Source organism: Tenggerimyces flavus, from assembly GCF_016907715.1.
GTDB lineage: Bacteria > Actinomycetota > Actinomycetes > Propionibacteriales > Actinopolymorphaceae > Tenggerimyces > Tenggerimyces flavus.
Genome location: NZ_JAFBCM010000001.1, coordinates 5722536 through 5739013 on the forward strand (window position 1 = coordinate 5722536; position 16478 = coordinate 5739013).

Annotated in this window: 17 protein-coding genes; 10 read left to right on the top strand and 7 right to left on the bottom strand. The window is 71.3% G+C overall.

Features of this window, described 5'->3' with window-relative positions; all coding sequences use genetic code 11:
- The first annotated feature begins 120 nt into the window (after positions 1–120).
- Positions 121–705 (top strand): DUF3043 domain-containing protein, encoded by a 585-nt coding sequence (locus JOD67_RS26785; protein ID WP_205120465.1) that lies wholly within the window; start codon positions 121–123, stop codon positions 703–705.
- Positions 706–894: 189 nt separating this feature from the next.
- Here JOD67_RS26785 and JOD67_RS26790 read toward each other — a convergent pair whose 3' ends face one another.
- Entirely contained in the window at positions 895–1104 is a 210-nt protein-coding gene (locus JOD67_RS26790) for a hypothetical protein (RefSeq protein WP_205120466.1), read from the bottom strand.
- A 385-nt stretch (positions 1105–1489) separates the two neighbouring features.
- Between JOD67_RS26790 and JOD67_RS26795 the strand changes: the two genes are divergently transcribed.
- Genes JOD67_RS26795 through JOD67_RS26810 form a run of 4 tightly spaced genes read left to right on the top strand, consistent with a single transcriptional unit; the run spans position 1490 to position 5745 of the window.
- Positions 1490–2245 (top strand): SCO2322 family protein, encoded by a 756-nt coding sequence (locus tag JOD67_RS26795; RefSeq protein WP_205120467.1) that lies wholly within the window; start codon positions 1490–1492, stop codon positions 2243–2245.
- A gap of 4 nt (positions 2246–2249) precedes the next feature.
- Positions 2250–3347, top strand: a complete 1098-nt coding sequence (locus tag JOD67_RS26800) for an energy-coupling factor transporter transmembrane component T (RefSeq protein WP_205120468.1) — start codon at positions 2250–2252, stop codon at positions 3345–3347.
- Positions 3344–4960, top strand: a complete 1617-nt coding sequence (locus tag JOD67_RS26805; protein WP_205120469.1) for an ABC transporter ATP-binding protein — start codon at positions 3344–3346, stop codon at positions 4958–4960. The genes JOD67_RS26800 and JOD67_RS26805 overlap by 4 nt, the downstream gene beginning before the upstream one ends.
- A complete protein-coding gene (locus JOD67_RS26810) occupies positions 4957–5745 on the top strand; it encodes an ECF transporter S component (RefSeq protein WP_205120470.1) in 789 nt (262 codons plus the stop codon). The genes JOD67_RS26805 and JOD67_RS26810 overlap by 4 nt, the downstream gene beginning before the upstream one ends.
- Here the strand turns inward: JOD67_RS26810 and JOD67_RS26815 are convergent.
- Genes JOD67_RS26815 through gcvT form a run of 4 tightly spaced genes read right to left on the bottom strand, consistent with a single transcriptional unit; the run spans position 5729 to position 8579 of the window.
- Positions 5729–6274, bottom strand: a complete 546-nt coding sequence (locus JOD67_RS26815; protein WP_205120471.1) for an ATP-dependent Clp protease proteolytic subunit — start codon at positions 6272–6274, stop codon at positions 5729–5731. The two genes, JOD67_RS26810 and JOD67_RS26815, sit on opposite strands and share 17 nt — an antisense overlap.
- Before the next feature lie 3 nt (positions 6275–6277).
- The gene (locus JOD67_RS26820; protein WP_205120472.1) at positions 6278–6532 is read right to left on the bottom strand and encodes a helix-turn-helix domain-containing protein; all 255 of its coding nucleotides are present in this window, start codon (positions 6530–6532) and stop codon (positions 6278–6280) included.
- 59 nt (positions 6533–6591) lie between these two features.
- Entirely contained in the window at positions 6592–7491 is a 900-nt protein-coding gene (locus JOD67_RS26825) for an acyltransferase domain-containing protein (RefSeq protein ID WP_205120473.1), read from the bottom strand.
- The gene (gcvT, locus tag JOD67_RS26830; protein WP_205120474.1) at positions 7488–8579 is read right to left on the bottom strand and encodes a glycine cleavage system aminomethyltransferase GcvT; all 1092 of its coding nucleotides are present in this window, start codon (positions 8577–8579) and stop codon (positions 7488–7490) included. Before gcvT ends, JOD67_RS26825 begins: the two co-directional genes overlap by 4 nt.
- Before the next feature lie 105 nt (positions 8580–8684).
- Between gcvT and JOD67_RS26835 the strand changes: the two genes are divergently transcribed.
- Together JOD67_RS26835 and JOD67_RS26840 are read left to right on the top strand one after the other, a co-directional pair.
- The gene (locus JOD67_RS26835) at positions 8685–10199 is read left to right on the top strand and encodes a leucyl aminopeptidase (RefSeq protein ID WP_205120475.1); all 1515 of its coding nucleotides are present in this window, start codon (positions 8685–8687) and stop codon (positions 10197–10199) included.
- 255 nt (positions 10200–10454) lie between these two features.
- The gene (locus JOD67_RS26840; RefSeq protein ID WP_205118013.1) at positions 10455–11369 is read left to right on the top strand and encodes an IS982 family transposase; all 915 of its coding nucleotides are present in this window, start codon (positions 10455–10457) and stop codon (positions 11367–11369) included.
- 18 nt (positions 11370–11387) lie between these two features.
- On the opposite strand, the gene JOD67_RS26845 is transcribed toward JOD67_RS26840, so the two are convergent.
- Both JOD67_RS26845 and JOD67_RS26850 read right to left on the bottom strand, forming a co-directional pair.
- Positions 11388–11552 (bottom strand): contact-dependent growth inhibition system immunity protein, encoded by a 165-nt coding sequence (locus JOD67_RS26845; RefSeq protein ID WP_205120476.1) that lies wholly within the window; start codon positions 11550–11552, stop codon positions 11388–11390.
- A 189-nt stretch (positions 11553–11741) separates the two neighbouring features.
- A complete protein-coding gene (locus tag JOD67_RS26850) occupies positions 11742–12089 on the bottom strand; it encodes a hypothetical protein (protein ID WP_205120477.1) in 348 nt (115 codons plus the stop codon).
- Positions 12090–12266: 177 nt separating this feature from the next.
- Here JOD67_RS26850 and lpdA point away from each other — a divergent pair, with 177 nt between their 5' ends.
- From lpdA to JOD67_RS26865, 3 genes are read left to right on the top strand one after another with little or no spacing between them, the layout of a single operon-like run.
- Positions 12267–13658, top strand: a complete 1392-nt coding sequence (lpdA, locus tag JOD67_RS26855; RefSeq protein WP_205120478.1) for a dihydrolipoyl dehydrogenase — start codon at positions 12267–12269, stop codon at positions 13656–13658.
- Positions 13659–13678: 20 nt separating this feature from the next.
- Positions 13679–15574, top strand: coding sequence for a 2-oxoglutarate dehydrogenase, E2 component, dihydrolipoamide succinyltransferase (gene sucB, locus JOD67_RS26860; protein ID WP_205120479.1), 1896 nt, complete (start codon positions 13679–13681; stop codon positions 15572–15574).
- Positions 15575–15581: 7 nt separating this feature from the next.
- Positions 15582–16472, top strand: a complete 891-nt coding sequence (locus JOD67_RS26865) for a TIGR01777 family oxidoreductase (protein ID WP_205120480.1) — start codon at positions 15582–15584, stop codon at positions 16470–16472.
- Positions 16473–16478: the final 6 nt, after the last annotated feature.

Consider the following 16478-nt stretch of genomic DNA (forward strand, 5'->3'; position numbering starts at 1 on the left):
GTCCCGGGCCGGGGTCGGCTCCGGACTTGATCTGGTCCTATCTGGCAATTGGCAGTGTCAACCCTATTCCGCGGACGGACCGAGGGCGACCCCGACCTGCCATCGCATTACCCTGAGCTTGTGTTCCGACGCCGCACCGCCACCGAAGCCGCGCCCACCGAGCCCGTCGCTCCCGACGAAAGGCTCGACGGCAAGGGTCGTCCTACGCCCAAACGCCGCGAGGCGGAGGCGGCCCGCAAGGCGCGGGTGACCGCGCCGAAGGACCGGCGCGAGGCGCTCAAGCAGCAGCGGGACAAGTCGCGGGTGGAACGCGCCAAGGTGCAGCAGGCGATGCAGACCGGCGACGAACGGTATCTGCCAGCGCGGGACAAGGGCCCGGTCCGCCGGTTCGCCCGCGACTACGTCGACGCGCGGCGCACGCTGGCGGAGTTCCTGCTCCCGTTCTTCCTGGTCATCCTCGTGCTGATGATGTTCCCGCCGACGGTGCCGCTGGTCCGCGAGATCTCGCTGTTCCTGTGGCTGGCGGCGATCATCATCGTGCCGATCGACCTGATCTTCCTGGGCTTCCGGTTCCGCAAGGAGCTGAAGACGCGCTTCGCGGACGATAGCCACCGCGGCGTGATGGCGTACGCGATCATGCGCAGCACCCAGATCCGCCGGCTGCGGCTCCCCAAGCCGCAGGTCAAGCCGGGCGACAAGGTCTAGCCCGAACGCCCAGCACCTTCGTCCGGCGGTGGGTTTCGACCGGTCCGACCCGGGGCCAATGATCATGTTTACATGATCATTGGCCGCTTTACGTGGGGTGGACGCCAGGTAGAGGGGCCACTGGCCGGGTAAGTCGACCACGGCGCGGGAAGCCGGCACTCTTTGCCAGACACGACCTGCTCGTACGAGTCACTCCGCCGGGCGCAGGCTCATCGGCCCGTAGACCTCGCGCTCGGCATCGAACAGCCGGACCTGTTCCACCCCGGCGTCCAGCAACTCCCGCCAGGTCTCCCCGACCCAGCTCTCCGCGTCGCTCTGCGACGGGAACTCCGGTCGAGTCAACTCCTCGGACTCGACCGCGTTGCCGGCGGCGTCCTCGTACGTCCAGGTCCATGCCATGGTCCGGGAGCCTATCGTCGCTATTGCCCATGGTCGCGAGTCCGGATCGCTCAGTTTCGCGGTGATGGCGCGTCCGAACACCTGTCAGCGGCATGACCGCCGTGTGGGAATGCTTCCTCGACGATCCGGATCGCGACGGGAACCCGAAGTTGACGGTCCGGAACCGGCATGGCAGCGTCCGTTCTGCACGACGCCCGTCCTGGGGGAAGCCGGTCGAAGTCCGGCGCTGACCCGCAACCGTAGGCCGCTCGACACGAGGAGAGCGGCGAGCCGGAGCACCTGGGCCAGGCGAAACGGCTCCACAACCCCGTCGAGGTCTGCGGGCGGAGCACGGGTTCTCCTGCGCGGAAACTCGCCGCCGAAAGACCGCAGCTTGGAGGACTCGATGCGTCGCAGCATCCGATCCGGCGCGGCCGTTCTGCTCATCGTCATCGCCACGTTCGCCGGTACGGCCACCGCGGCCGACGCCGCCGCGTACCGCTTCTGGGGCTTCTACCAGTGGACGAACGGCGCCTGGGCGTTCGCCACCAAGGGCGCCGCCCAGGTCACGCCGCCCGACGGCGCCGTCGAGGGCTGGCGGCTCGCGGTCAGCGGCGAGACCACGCCGCCGCGGCTCCCCCGCGCGAACGGCGACTTCGACCAGATCTGCGCCACCACCCCCGCCGAGCCCGGCAAGAAGCGCGTCGCCGTGGTGATGGACTTCGGCCTCGCCGAAGAGGCGCCCACGGGCACCACCCCACCCGACGCCCGCGGCGACTGCGCGGTCGTCGACGCGAAGGCGACGTCCGCCCAGGTCCTCGCCGAGGTCGCGACCGTACGGGAGGAGAAGGGCCTGGTCTGCGCGGTCGACACCTTCCCCGCGTCCGGCTGCGGCGACCAGGTCGACGCCGATCCCAAGGTCCCGTCGCCCGAGCCGGCCGTCCAGCTCGTCCTGCCCGAGGCCGAGAGCCCGACGCCGACCGCCGAGGCGAGTGCCGCCGAGTCCGCGCCCGCCAGACCCGAACCGCAGGCGAACGAGAGCTCCAACGACGGCGGCGGCACGTCGCCGGTCGTCTGGATCGTCATCGTGCTCGCCGTCCTGCTCGGCGTCGCCGGGTTCGTCATCGCCCGCCGCCGCGGTTCGGGCAGCGGCGCCAGCTAGGACCGTGCGCGCCGCCCACAACCCCACCCTGCCCCGGAACCTGCATCCCGGGGCGTGGTGGCTGTGGGCGCTCGGCCTCGCCACCGGCGCGAGCCGTACGACGAACCCGATCCTGCTCATCTTGCTGCTGGCCGTCGCCGGCTTCGTCGTCGCGAACCGCCGGAGCGACGCGCCCTGGGCACGGTCGTACGTCGCGTTCCTCAAGCTGGGCCTGGTCGTGATCGGGATCCGCGTGCTGTTCCAGTTCGTGTTCGGCGCCGGCATCTCCGGCCGAACGGTGCTCCTCACGCTGCCCGAGGTCCCGATGCCCGACTGGCTGCAGGGCATCCGGATCGGCGGACCGGTCACGCTCGAGGCTCTGGTCGCCGCTGTCAACGACGGCTTGCGGCTGGCCGCGATCCTCGCCTGCATCGGCGCCGCGAACGCGCTCGCCAACCCCAAGCGCCTCCTTCAGACCATGCCCGGCGCGCTGTACGAGCTGGGTGTCGCGGTGGTGGTCGCGATGACGTTCGCCCCGCAGCTCGTCACCGACGCGGCTCGCACCCGCGCGGCAAGGCGGCTGCGCGGCAAGCCCGAAGGCGGCGTGCGCTCGATCGCCTCGACCGCGGTCCCCGTGCTGGAGAACGCCCTCGAACGCTCCATCGCGCTCGCCGCCGCCATGGACTCCCGCGGATACGGGCGCACCGGCACGGTCCCGCGGCACACGAGGCGGATCACCAGCGCGCTCGTGCTCGTCGGCATGCTCGGCATCTGCGCCGGTACGTACGGCCTGCTGAACGCCGGATCCCCAGCCCTGCTTGGACTTCCGCTGCTCGCCGTCGGCGCGCTCGCCGCAGCGGCCGGTCTCGTGCTCGGCGGTCGCCGCGTCGTCCGTTCGCGCTACCGCCCCGACCCGTGGGCGCTGCCCGAGTGGCTGGTCGCGGGCTCCGGCACGGTCGTGGCGGCCGCATTCGTGTGGGCCGCGATCGCCGGCGAGCAGGGGCTGATGCCGGCGACCGTTCCGCTCGCGATGCCCGAGCTGCCGCTCGTCGTCGTGGTCGGCACGCTGGTCGGCGTGCTTCCGGCGTTCCTCGCACCACCGTTGAAGGAGCCGGCGCCATGATCCGGTTCGAGAACGTCAGCATCCGCTACCCCGGCCAGGACCAGCCGATCCTGCGCGACGTCGACCTGGAGATCCCCGAGGGTGAGCTCTGCCTCGTCGTCGGCGAGACGGGCACCGGCAAGACGACGCTGCTGCGCGCGATCAACGGGCTCGTCCCCCACTTCACCGGCGGCACGCTGACCGGCCGAGTACTCGTCGACGGCCGCGACACCCGCGAGCACCGGCCGCGCGACCTGGCCGACGTCGTCGGTGTCGTCGGGCAGGACCCGCTGAGCGGCTTCGTCACCGACGTGGTCGAGGACGAGCTCGCGTACGGCATGGAGTCGCTGGGCGTCCCGCCGGACGTCATGCGAACGCGGGTGGAGGAGACGCTCGACCTGCTCGGCCTCGCCGACGTCCGCTCGCGCACGATCGGCACGCTGTCCGGCGGCCAGCAGCAGCGGGTCGCGATCGGCGCCGTGCTCACCAGCGACCCGCGCATCCTCGTCCTCGACGAACCCACCTCCGCGCTCGACCCGCAGGCGGCCGAGGAGGTGCTCGGCGCGCTGCAGCGGCTCGTGCACGACCTCGGCGTGACCGTCGTCCTCGCCGAGCACCGGCTGGAACGCGTCGTGCAGTACGCCGACCGCGTCGTGCTCGTCCCCGGCCACGGCGCCGCGCTCTCGGTCGGCACGCCGGCGGAGATCATGGCGACCTCGCCGATCGCGCCGCCGGTGGTCGAGCTGGGCCGGCTCGCGGGTTGGTCGCCGTTGCCGATGTCGATCCGCGACGCGCGCCGGCTCGCCGGGCCTCTGCGCGCTCGGCTCGAGGGGCACGAGCCGCCGGCTCGTTCGGTCGCCTCGAGCCGGCCGCTCGCGTCGGTCGAGGGGCTGCTCGTCCGGTACGGCCGGCGCGGCCGCGCCGCGCTGCAGGACCTCACGCTCTCGGTCGGCGCTGGCGAGACCGTCGCGCTGATGGGCCGCAACGGAGCCGGCAAGTCGACGTTGCTCAAGTCCCTTGTGGGCTTGGTGAAACCCGCCGCCGGCCAGATCGCCGTCAGCGGGATGGATCCTGCTGACTCCAAGCCGGGTCAGATCGCGAAGGCGGTCGGGCTGGTGCCGCAGGAGCCAGGCGACCTGCTGTACGCGGAGACCGTCGGCGGCGAGTGCGCCCAGGCCGACGCCGACCACGGCTCGCCGCGCGGAACGTGCGCCGCTCTGCTCGCCGACCTCGCGCCCGAGGTGCCGCTCGACCGGCATCCGCGCGACCTGTCCGAGGGCCAGCGGCTCGCGCTGGCGTTGGCGATCGTGCTCACCGCCGCGCCGCCGTTGCTGCTGCTCGACGAGCCGACCCGCGGGCTCGACTACCTCGCGAAGGCACGCCTCGCGGCGCAACTGCGCGCGCTCGCCGGTGACGGGCACGCCGTGGTGTTCGCGACCCACGACGTCGAGCTGGTCGCCGAGCTCGCGACCCGCGTCGTGGTGCTCGCCGACGGCGAGGTCGTCGCCGACGGACCTGCCGCGTCGGTCCTCGCGGCCTCGCCGGCGTTCGCTCCGCAGGTCTCGAAGATCCTGCGACCACTCCCCTGGCTCACCGTCCGGGACGTCGTCGCCGCTCTCGACGAGGCGTCGTGAACGTCCTCGCCCTGCGCAAGCGCTCGCTCGCGGCGCTGGTCCTCGCGTCCCTGGTCGGTGTCGTGGCGTTCGGCTGGCCGTTCTTCGCCGACCCGGCGAGTACGTTGTCCAGCCACTCCGGCGACGCGCCGTACCTGTTCGTCGTCCTGCTCCCGCTCATCGTCGCGGTCGTGCTCGCCGAGCTCACCGAGGGCGGGATGGACGCGAAGAGCGTTGCGCTGTTGGGCGTTCTCGCGGCGGTCGGCGCTGCTCTGCGGGTGCTGAGCCCGGCGACGATCGGCTTCGAACCGGCGTTCTTCCTGCTGCTGTTGGCCGGACGGGTCTTCGGCGCGGGCTTCGGCTTCGCGCTCGGCGCGCTGATCATCCTGTCCAGCTCGCTGGTGATGGGCGGGGTCGGGCCGTGGATGCCGTTCCAGATGTTCGGGCTCGGCTGGGTCGGGCTGATGGCCGGACTGCTGCCGCCTGCCACCGGGTGGCCGGAGCGGTGGATGCTGGCGGGGTATGCAGCGGTGACCGGGTTCGCGTACGGCGCGCTGCTCAACCTGTGGTTCTGGCCGTTCGCGTCCTACCTGGCGCCGGGGCTGGCGTACGAGCCCGGTGCGTCGGTGTGGACGAACGTCGTGCACTACGGCGCGTTCTACGTGACGACGTCGCTGGCGTGGGACACGACGCGGGCGGTGCTGAACGGGGTGCTCGTCCTGCTCGCCGGCCGGCCGATTCTCGCCGTGCTGCGGCGGGCGGCGCGGCGGGCCGCCTTCGAAGCCCCCGTCAGGTTCTCACCATGACCCGCTGGATCAGCCCGTAGCCGACGGCCTCCTCGGCGGACAGGAAGCGGCCCTTGCGCAGGTCTTCGTCCACGCTCTCGGGCTGGCGGCCGGTGGCCTCGGCGATCAGGTCGACGAGGTTGCCGCGCTGGCGGAGGTACTCCTGCGCGTGCGTGCCGAGGTCGGTGGCGGTGCCGGTGAGCTGCCCGCTCTCGGGCTCCTTCAAGCCGAAGCGGGCGTGCGGGTAGCCCGTTCGCCTCGGACTGGCGGCGAGAACGGCGATCGCCGCGCCGCTGACCTCGCCGACCGCCGTGACCGTGAGGTCGGCCGCGAGGACCTTGATCGTGTCGGCGAGGGTGAGCGCGGCGCCGAGGTCGCCGCCGGGGCTGGACAGGTGCAGCTGGATCGGCTCGTCCGCGTTCGCGTCGAGGGTGAGCAGCTGGGCGGCCAGGTTCGTGGCCATGGCGTCGTCGATCGTGCCGCGGGCGAGCACGATGCGGCGCTCGAAGAGCTGGCTCTGGATGTAGCCGTCGAAGCTCGTCGCGTCCATGTCTCACTCCCTGCCCTTGAGGCGGACGTCGAGCGACTGCCCGACAGCGGCCGCGTAGCGTTCGAGCGTCGACATGCGTACGTCCACGTCACCGGCTTCCATGCGGGCGACGGCGGACTGCGAGGTGCCCATCCGAGCGGCGACCTGGGTCTGCGAGAGGCCGGACTCGCGCCGCAGCTCGACCAGCTCCCGGCCCAGCTCACGCCGCCGCCGCGCCATCTCCCGGAACCCCGGCATCACCGGCAGTCGATCGTCCATACCGGAAACGCTATCTCGAATTTGGTATAGCGCCTAGGACCGACGCGCCGCACCGAGGGTCAGGTGAGCGCCTGGTAGCCCGTCCGCGACTTCCAGTGCCGGCCCGCCCGCAGGTGGGTGACGTAGGCGCGCCGCAGCGTCGTGTCCCGCGGCAGCTTCTCCAGCGGCACCGGGTCCATCCGGCCGAAGACGTACTCGAGCACGTCGCGGTCGTCGCGCGTCTCGTCCGCCTTCGGGAGGTGCGGGACGAGCTGGAACCGGCGTTGGAACGCGACGATGTTCGAGGTCTCCGGCAGGTACTCCGCGAGCTGCGGGTCCATCAGCCAGGAGCTGCAGGTGAGGAACGCGAGCGGCTCTTCCGGGAAGTGCCGTGCGGCGAACTCGAGGGCCCGCTCGATGGAGTCGTCGCACGCCGTCGGATCCAGCGGGCCACTCGCCGGGATGTGCACGTTCAGGGCGAATCCGCACTGCCCGTTGGCCAACGCGATCGCCACCCGGTTGTAGGCGAGCCGGCCGAGCGCGTACTCAGCGCCGCGGAAGCGCAGCGGCAACGACCACTGGGAGAACCCGCCGACGCCGTGCTCACCGAACAGCCGTAGGTGGGATCGCAGCGAGTCGCCGAGCTCGGCGAGCGCCGTCCAGGACACGTCGTCGAGGATCCCGCGCTCGGCGTGGAACGCGCGAACGTGCGGGACCAGCGCGAGGTAGAGCCAGACGTACAGGTGGCGTCCCACCACACCGGCGTCCGCCGGGATGAGCGGCCAGCCGGCCCAGCCGTCGATCGGGACACCGCGCCCCATGGCGTCGAGCTGCTCGTCGTACCTGCGCTCCAGCTCCGCCCACAGCACTGGATGCGCCACCGGATCGGGTCGCGCGGCGAGGGCCTCGGCGCGCGCGGCCGGGTCGACGGTCAGCCGCTCCAGCAGCGCGCCGGCGTCGGCTGGCAGCACCAGGGTCACGACGGAGACTTGTCCACGAACGGCGGGCGCTTGACCGTGAACGGCTCCGCCCGGCCGCGCACGTCGATCGTCACCGCGTCGTCGAGGCCGATCGGCACGTCCAGCAGGGCGAGGCCGACGCCGCGGCGGAGCGTCGGGGAGAACGTTCCACTGGTCACCGTTCCCACCGGCTCGCCCACCGCGGAGTGCACAGTCATGCCCGGGCGCGGGATCCCCCGGCCGGACGCCTCCACGCCGAACAGCCGTCGAGCAGGACCGGCCTCGCGCTCGGCGAGCAGGACCGTACGTCCCCAGAACGCGGGCTTCTTCCACCCCACCGCCCACCCGAGCCGCGCCTGCACCGGCGTCACCTCGAGCGAGATGTCCTGCCCGTGCAGCGGATAGCCCATCTCGGTCCGCAACGTGTCCCGCGCACCGAGCCCGCACGGCAGCCCACCCGCGTCAGCAACGGCGGCGAGCAAGGCGTCGAACAGCGGCGCCGCGGACTCCGACGGCACGACGACCTCGTACCCGTGCTCCCCCGTGTAGCCGGTCCGGCACACGGTGACCGGCGCGTCCTTCCACGAGGTGTCGACGAACGACATGTACGCGTGCCCGACCGGCAGCCCTACCGACGACAGCACCGCGTCGGCCGACGGCCCCTGCATGGCCAGGATCGCGAACGCCTCGTGCTGCGAGGTCACCGAGACCTCGTCCGGTGCCGACGAAGCGAGCCGCCGCACGACCTCCGCGGTGTTCGCGGCGTTCGGGATCAGGAACACCTCGTCGCCCGACCGCCAATACGCGATCAGGTCGTCCACGATGCCGCCGGAGGCGTCGTCGCAGCACAGCGTGTACTGGGCCTGGCCGGGCCCGATCTTGGCCAGCGAGTTCGACAGCGTCGCGTCGATGTACGCGGCCGCACCAGGGCCGGTCACCGAGGCCTTGCCGAGATGGCTGACGTCGAAGACGCCGACCGCCGTACGGACCGCCGTGTGCTCCTTGACCACGCCGCCACCGGCGTACTCCAGCGGCATCTCCCAGCCACCGAACGGAGCGAACTTCGCGCCCAGGGACTCGTGCCGATCGTGCAGAGGCGAACGTGTCATGCGGGAGAACCTATCCCGCTTCCACGACTCGACCGCGTATCCTGCGGCGGAGTCCTCGCAGGTCATCAAACGAAAAGCCACGAAACGACAGGAGACGTGCCTTCCGTGAGCACGACCAGTCCGACCATCGCAGTCCGCAAGGCCAAGTCGGCGTCGATCAAGACCGATGCCGTGGTCGTTGGCCTCTCCCCTGGATCGGACGGCGTCACGCTCGCCCGAGGTACCGAGGAGCTCGACAGCGCCTTCGGCGGCAAGCTCGCCGCGACGTTCGCGAGCGTCGGCGCGACGGGCAAGGCGGACGAGGTCACGCTGATCCCGTCCGGCGGCGCGGTCTCCGCTCCTGTCGTCGTCGGCGTGGGCCTCGGCTCCGGCTCTCCGACGGAGGAGCAGGTACGTCGCGCGGCCGGGGCGGCGTTGCGCCGGCTCGCGGGCAAGGCGACCACGGTGGCGTTCGTGCTCAGCTCGGACGAGGAGCCCGGATACGCCGGGGCGCTCACCGAGGGGACGCTGCTCGGCGCGTACGCCTTCGACCAGTTCCGGTCCCAGAACGGCACCAAGCCGACGAAGATCCAGACAGTGACGTTCGTCACGGACAAGGCGCCGGACAAGGCGGTCAAGGCCGCCGTCGCCCGCGCCGAGGCGATCGCGCGGGCGGTCAACCTGACCCGCGACTGGATCAACCGGCCGGCGTCCGACCTGCACCCGGTGGAGTTCGCTGCCGACGCGAAGGCCGCGGCGAAGCAGTACGGCCTGGAGTTCGAGGTCCTGGACGAGAAGGCGCTCACCAAGGGTGGGTATGGCGGCATCATGGGCGTCGGCATCGGCTCGACGAACCCGCCGCGGCTCGTGCGGCTGGCGTACCGGTCGTCGAAGGCGAAGCGGCACCTCGCGCTGGTCGGTAAGGGCATCACGTTCGACTCGGGCGGCCTGTCGCTGAAGCCGCCGGACGCGATGCCCGGCATGAAGTCGGACATGAGCGGCGCCGCCGCCGTCCTCGCGACCGTGACCGCGGTCGCCGAGCTGGGCCTGCCGGTGAACGTGACGGCGTGGGCGCCGATGGCCGAGAACATGCCGTCCGGCACCGCGACCCGTCCGTCCGACGTGCTGAACATGTACGGCGGCAAGACCGTCGAGGTCCTGAACACCGACGCCGAGGGCCGGCTCGTGCTGGCCGACGCGATGGTGCGGGCGGGCGAGGAACGGCCGGACATCCTGGTCGACGTGGCGACGCTCACCGGCGCCTGCGTGGTGGCGCTCGGGCACAAGACGTACGCGATCATCACCCACGACACCGACTTCCAGCAGCACGTGCAGCAGACCGCGGCGCGCGTCGGCGAGAACGCCTGGCCGCTGCCGATCCCCGAGGGCAGCCGCGAGCGGCTCGACTCGAAGGTCGCGGACCTGGCCAACGTCGCCTCGGACCGCGCCGGCGGCGCCCTGGTCGCGGCGGCGTTCCTGGCCGAGTTCCTGCCCGAAGGCGTGCGCTGGGCCCACCTCGACATCGCCGGCACGGCGTTCAACGACGGCGGCCCGTTCGGCTACACCCCGAAGGGCGCGACCGGCAGCAGCGTACGGACGCTGATCGGCCTGGCCGAAGACGCGGCGGCCGGCGACCTCTAGCCTCGGGGTCGCCTTACGCGGCCAGTGGCCCCATTACCCGGCGTCCACCCCACGTAAAGGGGCCGCTGATCATGTTTACATGATCATTGGCCCCAGGGCAGGGCGGGCGGGGCCGGTCGAACCCACCGCCGGACGACAGATCGAGGCTAGATGATCGATTCCAAGGGGTGTGGTTCGGCGTGGTGAGTGTTGGCTGAGGTGGAGGGTGTCCAGGATCGGCGTTGCTTACCCGACGCCGATCTCGTGGAGACCTTCGTGGACGCTGACCTGGACACCCTCGCGACAGCACTGTACGTGCGGACCGATGATTGGTTGAAGTCGGCGCCGGAACGAGCGCCATGGCGTCCTGCGGTGGGGATCGTTCCGAAGATCAGTGACGCTGAACTGGTCACCTTGGCGGTGATGCAGGCACTGCTCGGACACACCAGCGAGGCGCGCTGGTTGCGCTATGCCCGGAGCCACCTGCGGGCGTTGTTCCCGTATCTGCCCAAGCAGCCCGGTTACAACAAGCGGCTGCGGCGGTTGGGCTCGACGATCGGTTGGTTGGTCGGGGTGCTGGCCCGCGACACCACGATGTGGACCGACGATGTGTGGGTGGTCGACTCGACTCCGGTCGAGTGCGGTCGATCACGCGAGACCGCGCGTCGTTCCGATCTGGCCGGTTGGGCTGAGTACGGCTACTGCGCCAGCCACTCCCGCTTCTTTTGGGGACTGCGGCTGCATCTGCTGTGCACCCTGCACGGGCTACCGGTCGGGTTCGCCCTGACCGGAGCGAAGGCCGACGAACGTCAGATCCTGCTCGGCGTCCTCCACGCCGACCCCGACCTGACCACCGGGAGGGTCGGGCAGATCGTGATCGCGGACAAGAACTACTACGGCCGCGAGTTCGAGACCGCCCTGGCCGACGCCGGCCTCCACCTGCTCCGCCCGACCCGCAAAGGCGAAACCCCACGGGCAGGCGCCGAGTTCTTCCAACCGCTACGACAAGTCATCGAGTCGATCAACGACACCTTCAAAGGCCAACTCGACCTCGAACACCACGGCGGCCACACCCCCGCAGGCGTCTGGGTCCGCGTCCTCCAACGCGTCCTGGCCATGACTACCGCGATCTGGCACAACGATCACACCAGCCAACCGATCAAGCGATCACTCCTGGCCTACGACCACTAACCCCTTGGAATCGATCATCTAGGTGCGAATGGCTGCCCAGCGGGTGGCCTGGTCGGGGTGCTCGGCCCAGTAGGTGTCGGGCACCCTTCGCACCGCGGCCATCAGGTCGCCGGGATAGAGGTCCCCCTCGGCCCGTGGATCCGCGGCCAGCACGTCCAGCGCGAGCGGCAGCAGCGTCTGCACGCTGATCGGCCTGGCCGAAGACGCAGCGGCCGGCGACCTCTAGTCGCGACCCGCTCGTCGAAGCGACCCCACCCCTCCGACCCACCTGAACGCCCAAACTGTGGGGTTCTGGTAGCGACACGCCGGCGTGTCGCTACCAGAACCCCACAGTTTGGGCGTTCAGGACGGATGCGTTCAGGACGGATGCGGTCAGTTCATCGGGTCGGTGCGGGCCTTCTCGGCCGCTTTCTTGCGCGCGTTCCAGTCCCGCATGCGCTGCGGGTAGCCCACCACCTGGGCGTCGTAGCTCGGCACGCCGAGCTTGTTCGCGAACGCGTGCGCCGCGGCCGCGTTGGGGACGCGGCGGCGGGTCCACTCGCCGTCGTTCGCGACCAACAACAACGTGGTCTGGGTCACAGCCGTCGGAGGCTCCACGAAGCCCTCGACGCCCATGCGCTCACGGGCGAACCGCTCCAGGTGCGCGAAGTCCTCGCTCGCCTTGGGGCGAGTGCTGGACGGCCCACCTGACTTCGACCGCCGCCGGAACCATCGCAACATGGTCAGCCAACCTCCTGGTCACGCAACGTCCCAAGTGTCGCCCAGGTTCCACCCCTCGCGCACCCCGACACTGCGACTCGCGAGAACGCACGACCCTTTGGCGCGCCGAGCCGCCCGCGTGGAAGGATGACAGCGCTGACCAGTACATCCACTGACCCACTCGGCACGGAGGAACCCGTGGCGGACAACGCCGGTAGCTCGTTCGACCTCGTGATCCTGGGCGGGGGCAGCGGCGGCTACGCCTGTGCCCTCCGCGCCGCTGAGCTCGGCCTGAAGGTCGCGCTCGTGGAGAAGGACAAGCTCGGCGGTACGTGTCTGCACCGCGGCTGCATCCCGACCAAGGCCCTGCTGCACGCCGGCGAGGTCGCCGACGCCGCGAAGGAGGCCGGCGAGTTCGGCGTCCGCGCGACGTTCGACGGCGTCGACCTGGCGGGCGTCAACAAGTACAAGGACGGCGTCGTCGGCCGGCTCTTCAAGGGCCTCACCGGCCTGCTGACCGGCAACAAGAACATCACGATCGTCGAGGGCGCCGGCCGGCTCGTCGCCAAGAACGCGGTCGAGGTCGACGGCACGCGGTACGAGGGCAAGCACGTCGTGCTGGCCTCCGGCTCGTTCTCCAAGAGCCTGCCCGGCCTCGAGGTCGACGGCGAACGCGTCATCACCAGCGAGCACGCGCTCAACCTCACCGAGCTGCCGAAGTCCGCGATCGTCCTCGGCGGCGGCGTGATCGGCGTGGAGTTCGCGAGCGCCTGGCGCTCGTTCGGGGTCGAGGTCACGATCATCGAGGCGCTCCCCCGGCTGCTCGCCGTCGAGGACGCCGACAGCTCCAAGCAGGTCGAGCGCACGTTCCGCAAGCGCGGCATCGCCTTCAAGGTCGGCACCCCGTTCAAGACCGTCGAACGCTCCGACACCGGCGTGCGCGTGACCGTCGAGGGAGGCGAGACGTTCGACGCCGACGTGCTCCTCGTCGCCGTGGGGCGCGGCCCGACGACCGCCGACCTCGGGTACGAGGAGCAGGGCGTCACAATGGACCGCGGCTTCGTCCCGGTCGACGAGCGCCTGCGGACGAACGTGGCCGGCATCTACGCGGTCGGCGACATCGTGCCCGGCCTGCAGCTCGCCCACCGCGGCTTCCAGCAAGGCATCTTCGTGGCCGAGGACGTCGCGGGGCTCGACCCCGCGCCGTTCGACGACACCGGCATCCCGCGGATCACGTACTGCGAGCCGGAGGTCGCCTCCGTCGGGCTGTCCGAGGACGCCGCGAAGGAGAAGTTTGGCGCCGACGCCGTCACGACGTACAACTACAACCTGGGGGGCAACGGCAAGAGCCAGATCCTTCGTACGCAGGGCTTCATCAAGCTCGTGCGGCAGAAGGACGGTCCGGTTGTGGGCGTCCACATGGTGGGCAGCCGCGTATCGGAGCTCATCGCCGAGGCTCAACTGATCTACAACTGGGAAGCCTTCCCCGAGGAAGTCGCCCAGCTGGTCCACCCGCACCCGACGCAGAGCGAGGCCCTGGGCGAAGCCCACCTCGCGCTCGCCGGCAAGCCACTGCACGCGCACAGCTGACAACAGGAGAAGGAGCAAGGATGCCGGTCTCCGTCACCCTCCCCGCGCTCGGGGAGAGCGTCACCGAGGGAACCGTGACGCGGTGGCTCAAGCAGGTGGGCGACACCGTCCAGACCGACGAGCCGCTGCTCGAGGTCTCCACGGACAAGGTCGACACCGAGATTCCCGCGCCGACCTCCGGCGTGCTGCTGCAGATCACGGTCGGCGAGGACGAGACGGTGGCGGTCGGCGCCGAGCTCGGCGTGATCGGCGACCAGGGCGAGGACTCCGGGTCCGCGGGCGGCGGCGAGGCCGCGCCGGCGGAGCAGGAGCCGCAGGCCGAGGCAGCGCCCGCCCAGGAGCAGGCCGCGCCGGTCGAGGCCCAGCCGCAGGAGCAGGAGGTCGCCCGCGACGAGCAGGCGGCGTCCGACCAACAGGCGATGGCGGCCGAGCCCGAGCAGCCGCAGGCCCAGGCCGAGCCCCAGCAGCCCCAGCAGCAGGAGCAGCCCGCGCCCTCCGGCGAAGGCGGCGGCGCCGAGACCTCCGTGACGCTGCCGGCCCTCGGCGAGAGCGTCACCGAGGGAACGGTGACCCGCTGGCTCAAGCAGATCGGCGACACCGTCCAGACCGACGAGCCGCTGCTCGAGGTCTCCACGGACAAGGTCGACACCGAGATCCCGGCACCGGCGTCCGGCACGCTGCTCCGGATCACGGTCGGCGAGGACGAGACCGTCGCGGTCGGCGCCGAGCTCGGCGTGATCGGCAGCGACCAGGCCGCCGCACCCAAGCACGCGTCCGCCGAGCCCGAGGCCCCGGCGGCGCCCGAGCAGCAGCAGGCCCAGCAGCCGCAGGCCGAGCCCGTACGCACGCCCGAGCCCCCGGCACCGCCCGCGGAGACCCCGGCGGCCCAGGCACCGGCCATCCAGCCGCCCGCGGCCGAGGAAGCCCCGAAGCCGGCCCAGCCGGCCGACGCGGCACCGCCGAACGGCGATGGCGCGAGCCAGTACGTGACCCCGCTGGTCCGCAAGCTCGCCAACGAGCACGACATCGACCTCAGCACGATCACCGGCACCGGTGTCGGTGGCCGGATCCGCAAGCAGGACGTCCTGGCCGCGGCCGAGGCGAAGAAGGCCGCCGCGGCGGCACCTGCCCCGGCAGCACAGGCCGCTCCCGCGGCGAGCGCGGCTCCGGCCGCCTCCGCCGACGCGGAGAACCTGCGCGGCACCACGCAGAAGCTCACCCGGATGCGCAAGATCATCGCGCAGCGCCTGGTCGAGTCGATGCAGGTCTCCGCGCAGCTCACCACCGTGGTCGAGGTCGACGTCACCCAGATCGCCCGGCTCCGCAACAAGGTGAAGAACGACTTCCAGAAGCAGAACGGCGTCAAGCTGTCGTTCCTGCCGTTCTTCGCCAAGGCGGCGATCGAGGCGCTGAAGGTGCACCCGAAGCTGAACGCCTCGATGGACGTCGAGAAGGGCGAGGTCACCTACCACGACGCCGAGCACCTCGTGGTCGCCGTCGACACCGAGCGCGGGCTGCTGGTGCCGGTCGTGCACAACGCGGGCGACCTCAACATCGTCGGCCTGACGAAGAAGATCGCCGACCTGGCCGAGCGGGCGCGCACCAACAAGCTCGTTCCGGACGAGCTGGCGGGCGGCACGTTCACGCTCACCAACACCGGCAGCAGGGGTGCCCTGTTCGACACCCCGATCTTCTTCCAGCCGCAGGTCGCGATCCTCGGCACCGGCTCGGTCGTGAAGCGCGCGGTCGTGATCGACGACGAGGACCTCGGCGAGACGATCGCGGTGCGGCACATGATGTACCTCGCGCTGAGCTACGACCACCGCCTGGTGGACGGCGCCGACGCGGCCCGCTTCCTCGGCACGATCAAGGAGCGGCTCGAGGACGGCAAGTTCGAAGCGGAGTTCGGCCTCTAGGCCGGCCGTGCGCTACGTCATCTCGGGGGCATCCGGCTACCTCGGCCGGATGCTCCGCTCCGACCTGGCTCGGTCGGGTCACGACGTGACCCGGCTGGTACGGGTGCCGCCGCGCTCCCCCGACGAGTCGCGCTGGGACCCGTCGGCCGGAGTCGTCGACCGGGACGTGCTCGCGGCCGCGGATGTCGTCGTCAACCTGTCCGGCGCGAACATCGGGCGGCCCTGGACGCCCCCGTACAAGCGGGTGCTGATGTCCAGCCGCGTCGACACGACCGGCACGCTGGCCCGGGCGCTCGCCGCGTTGCCGACGCCGCCGCTGTTCGTGTCGCAGAGCGCGGTGGGCTACTACGGCGACGCGGGCGACCGCGAGCTGGAGGAGTCGTCGCCTGCCGGGTCGACGTACGCGGCGGAGATGGCGCGTGCCTGGGAGGACGCGACGTCGCCCGCCACCGAGGCCGGGGTCCGCGTGATCCTGCTCCGTACGGGCGTCGTCCTGGAGGCCGAGTCGACCGCGTTTCGCCTGATGGCGTTGCCGTTCCGCCTCGGTCTGGGCGGACGGTTCGGGTCGGGTGAGCAGTACTTCGGCACGATCGGCCTGGCCGACTGGCTGGGTGCCGTGCGGTTCCTCGTCGACCTTCCGAACGCGGCCGGCGCGTACAACCTCACGCTGCCGGTGCCGCCGACCAACGCCGAGGTCACGGCCGCGTTCGGTGCGCTACTGCGCCGGCCGACGTTCCTGACCGTGCCGGGTGGTCTCGTACGCCTCGGCGTCGGCGACCTGGCCGACGAGCTCCTGGGCAGCCGCCGGATCGTGCCGCGGCGCCTGCTCGACGCGGGCTACGAGTTCAGCGCGCCGAACATCACCGCGGCGATCGCCGCGGCCCTCGCCAAGCGCTGAGCGCGC

Bases quoted from the DNA above. Each gene is read 5' to 3' on its own strand.
- JOD67_RS26790 (WP_205120466.1), bottom strand. From the start codon at position 1,104: ATGGCATGGACCTGGACGTACGAGGACGCCGCCGGCAACGCGGTCGAG.
- JOD67_RS26795 (WP_205120467.1), top strand. From the start codon at position 1,490: ATGCGTCGCAGCATCCGATCCGGCGCGGCCGTTCTGCTCATCGTCATC.
- JOD67_RS26805 (WP_205120469.1), top strand. From the start codon at position 3,344: ATGATCCGGTTCGAGAACGTCAGCATCCGCTACCCCGGCCAGGACCAG.
- JOD67_RS26815 (WP_205120471.1), bottom strand. From the start codon at position 6,274: ATGGACGCGACGAGCTTCGACGGCTACATCCAGAGCCAGCTCTTCGAG.
- JOD67_RS26820 (WP_205120472.1), bottom strand. From the start codon at position 6,532: ATGGACGATCGACTGCCGGTGATGCCGGGGTTCCGGGAGATGGCGCGG.
- gcvT (WP_205120474.1), bottom strand. From the start codon at position 8,579: ATGACACGTTCGCCTCTGCACGATCGGCACGAGTCCCTGGGCGCGAAG.
- JOD67_RS26850 (WP_205120477.1), bottom strand. From the start codon at position 12,089: ATGTTGCGATGGTTCCGGCGGCGGTCGAAGTCAGGTGGGCCGTCCAGC.
- sucB (WP_205120479.1), top strand. From the start codon at position 13,679: ATGCCGGTCTCCGTCACCCTCCCCGCGCTCGGGGAGAGCGTCACCGAG.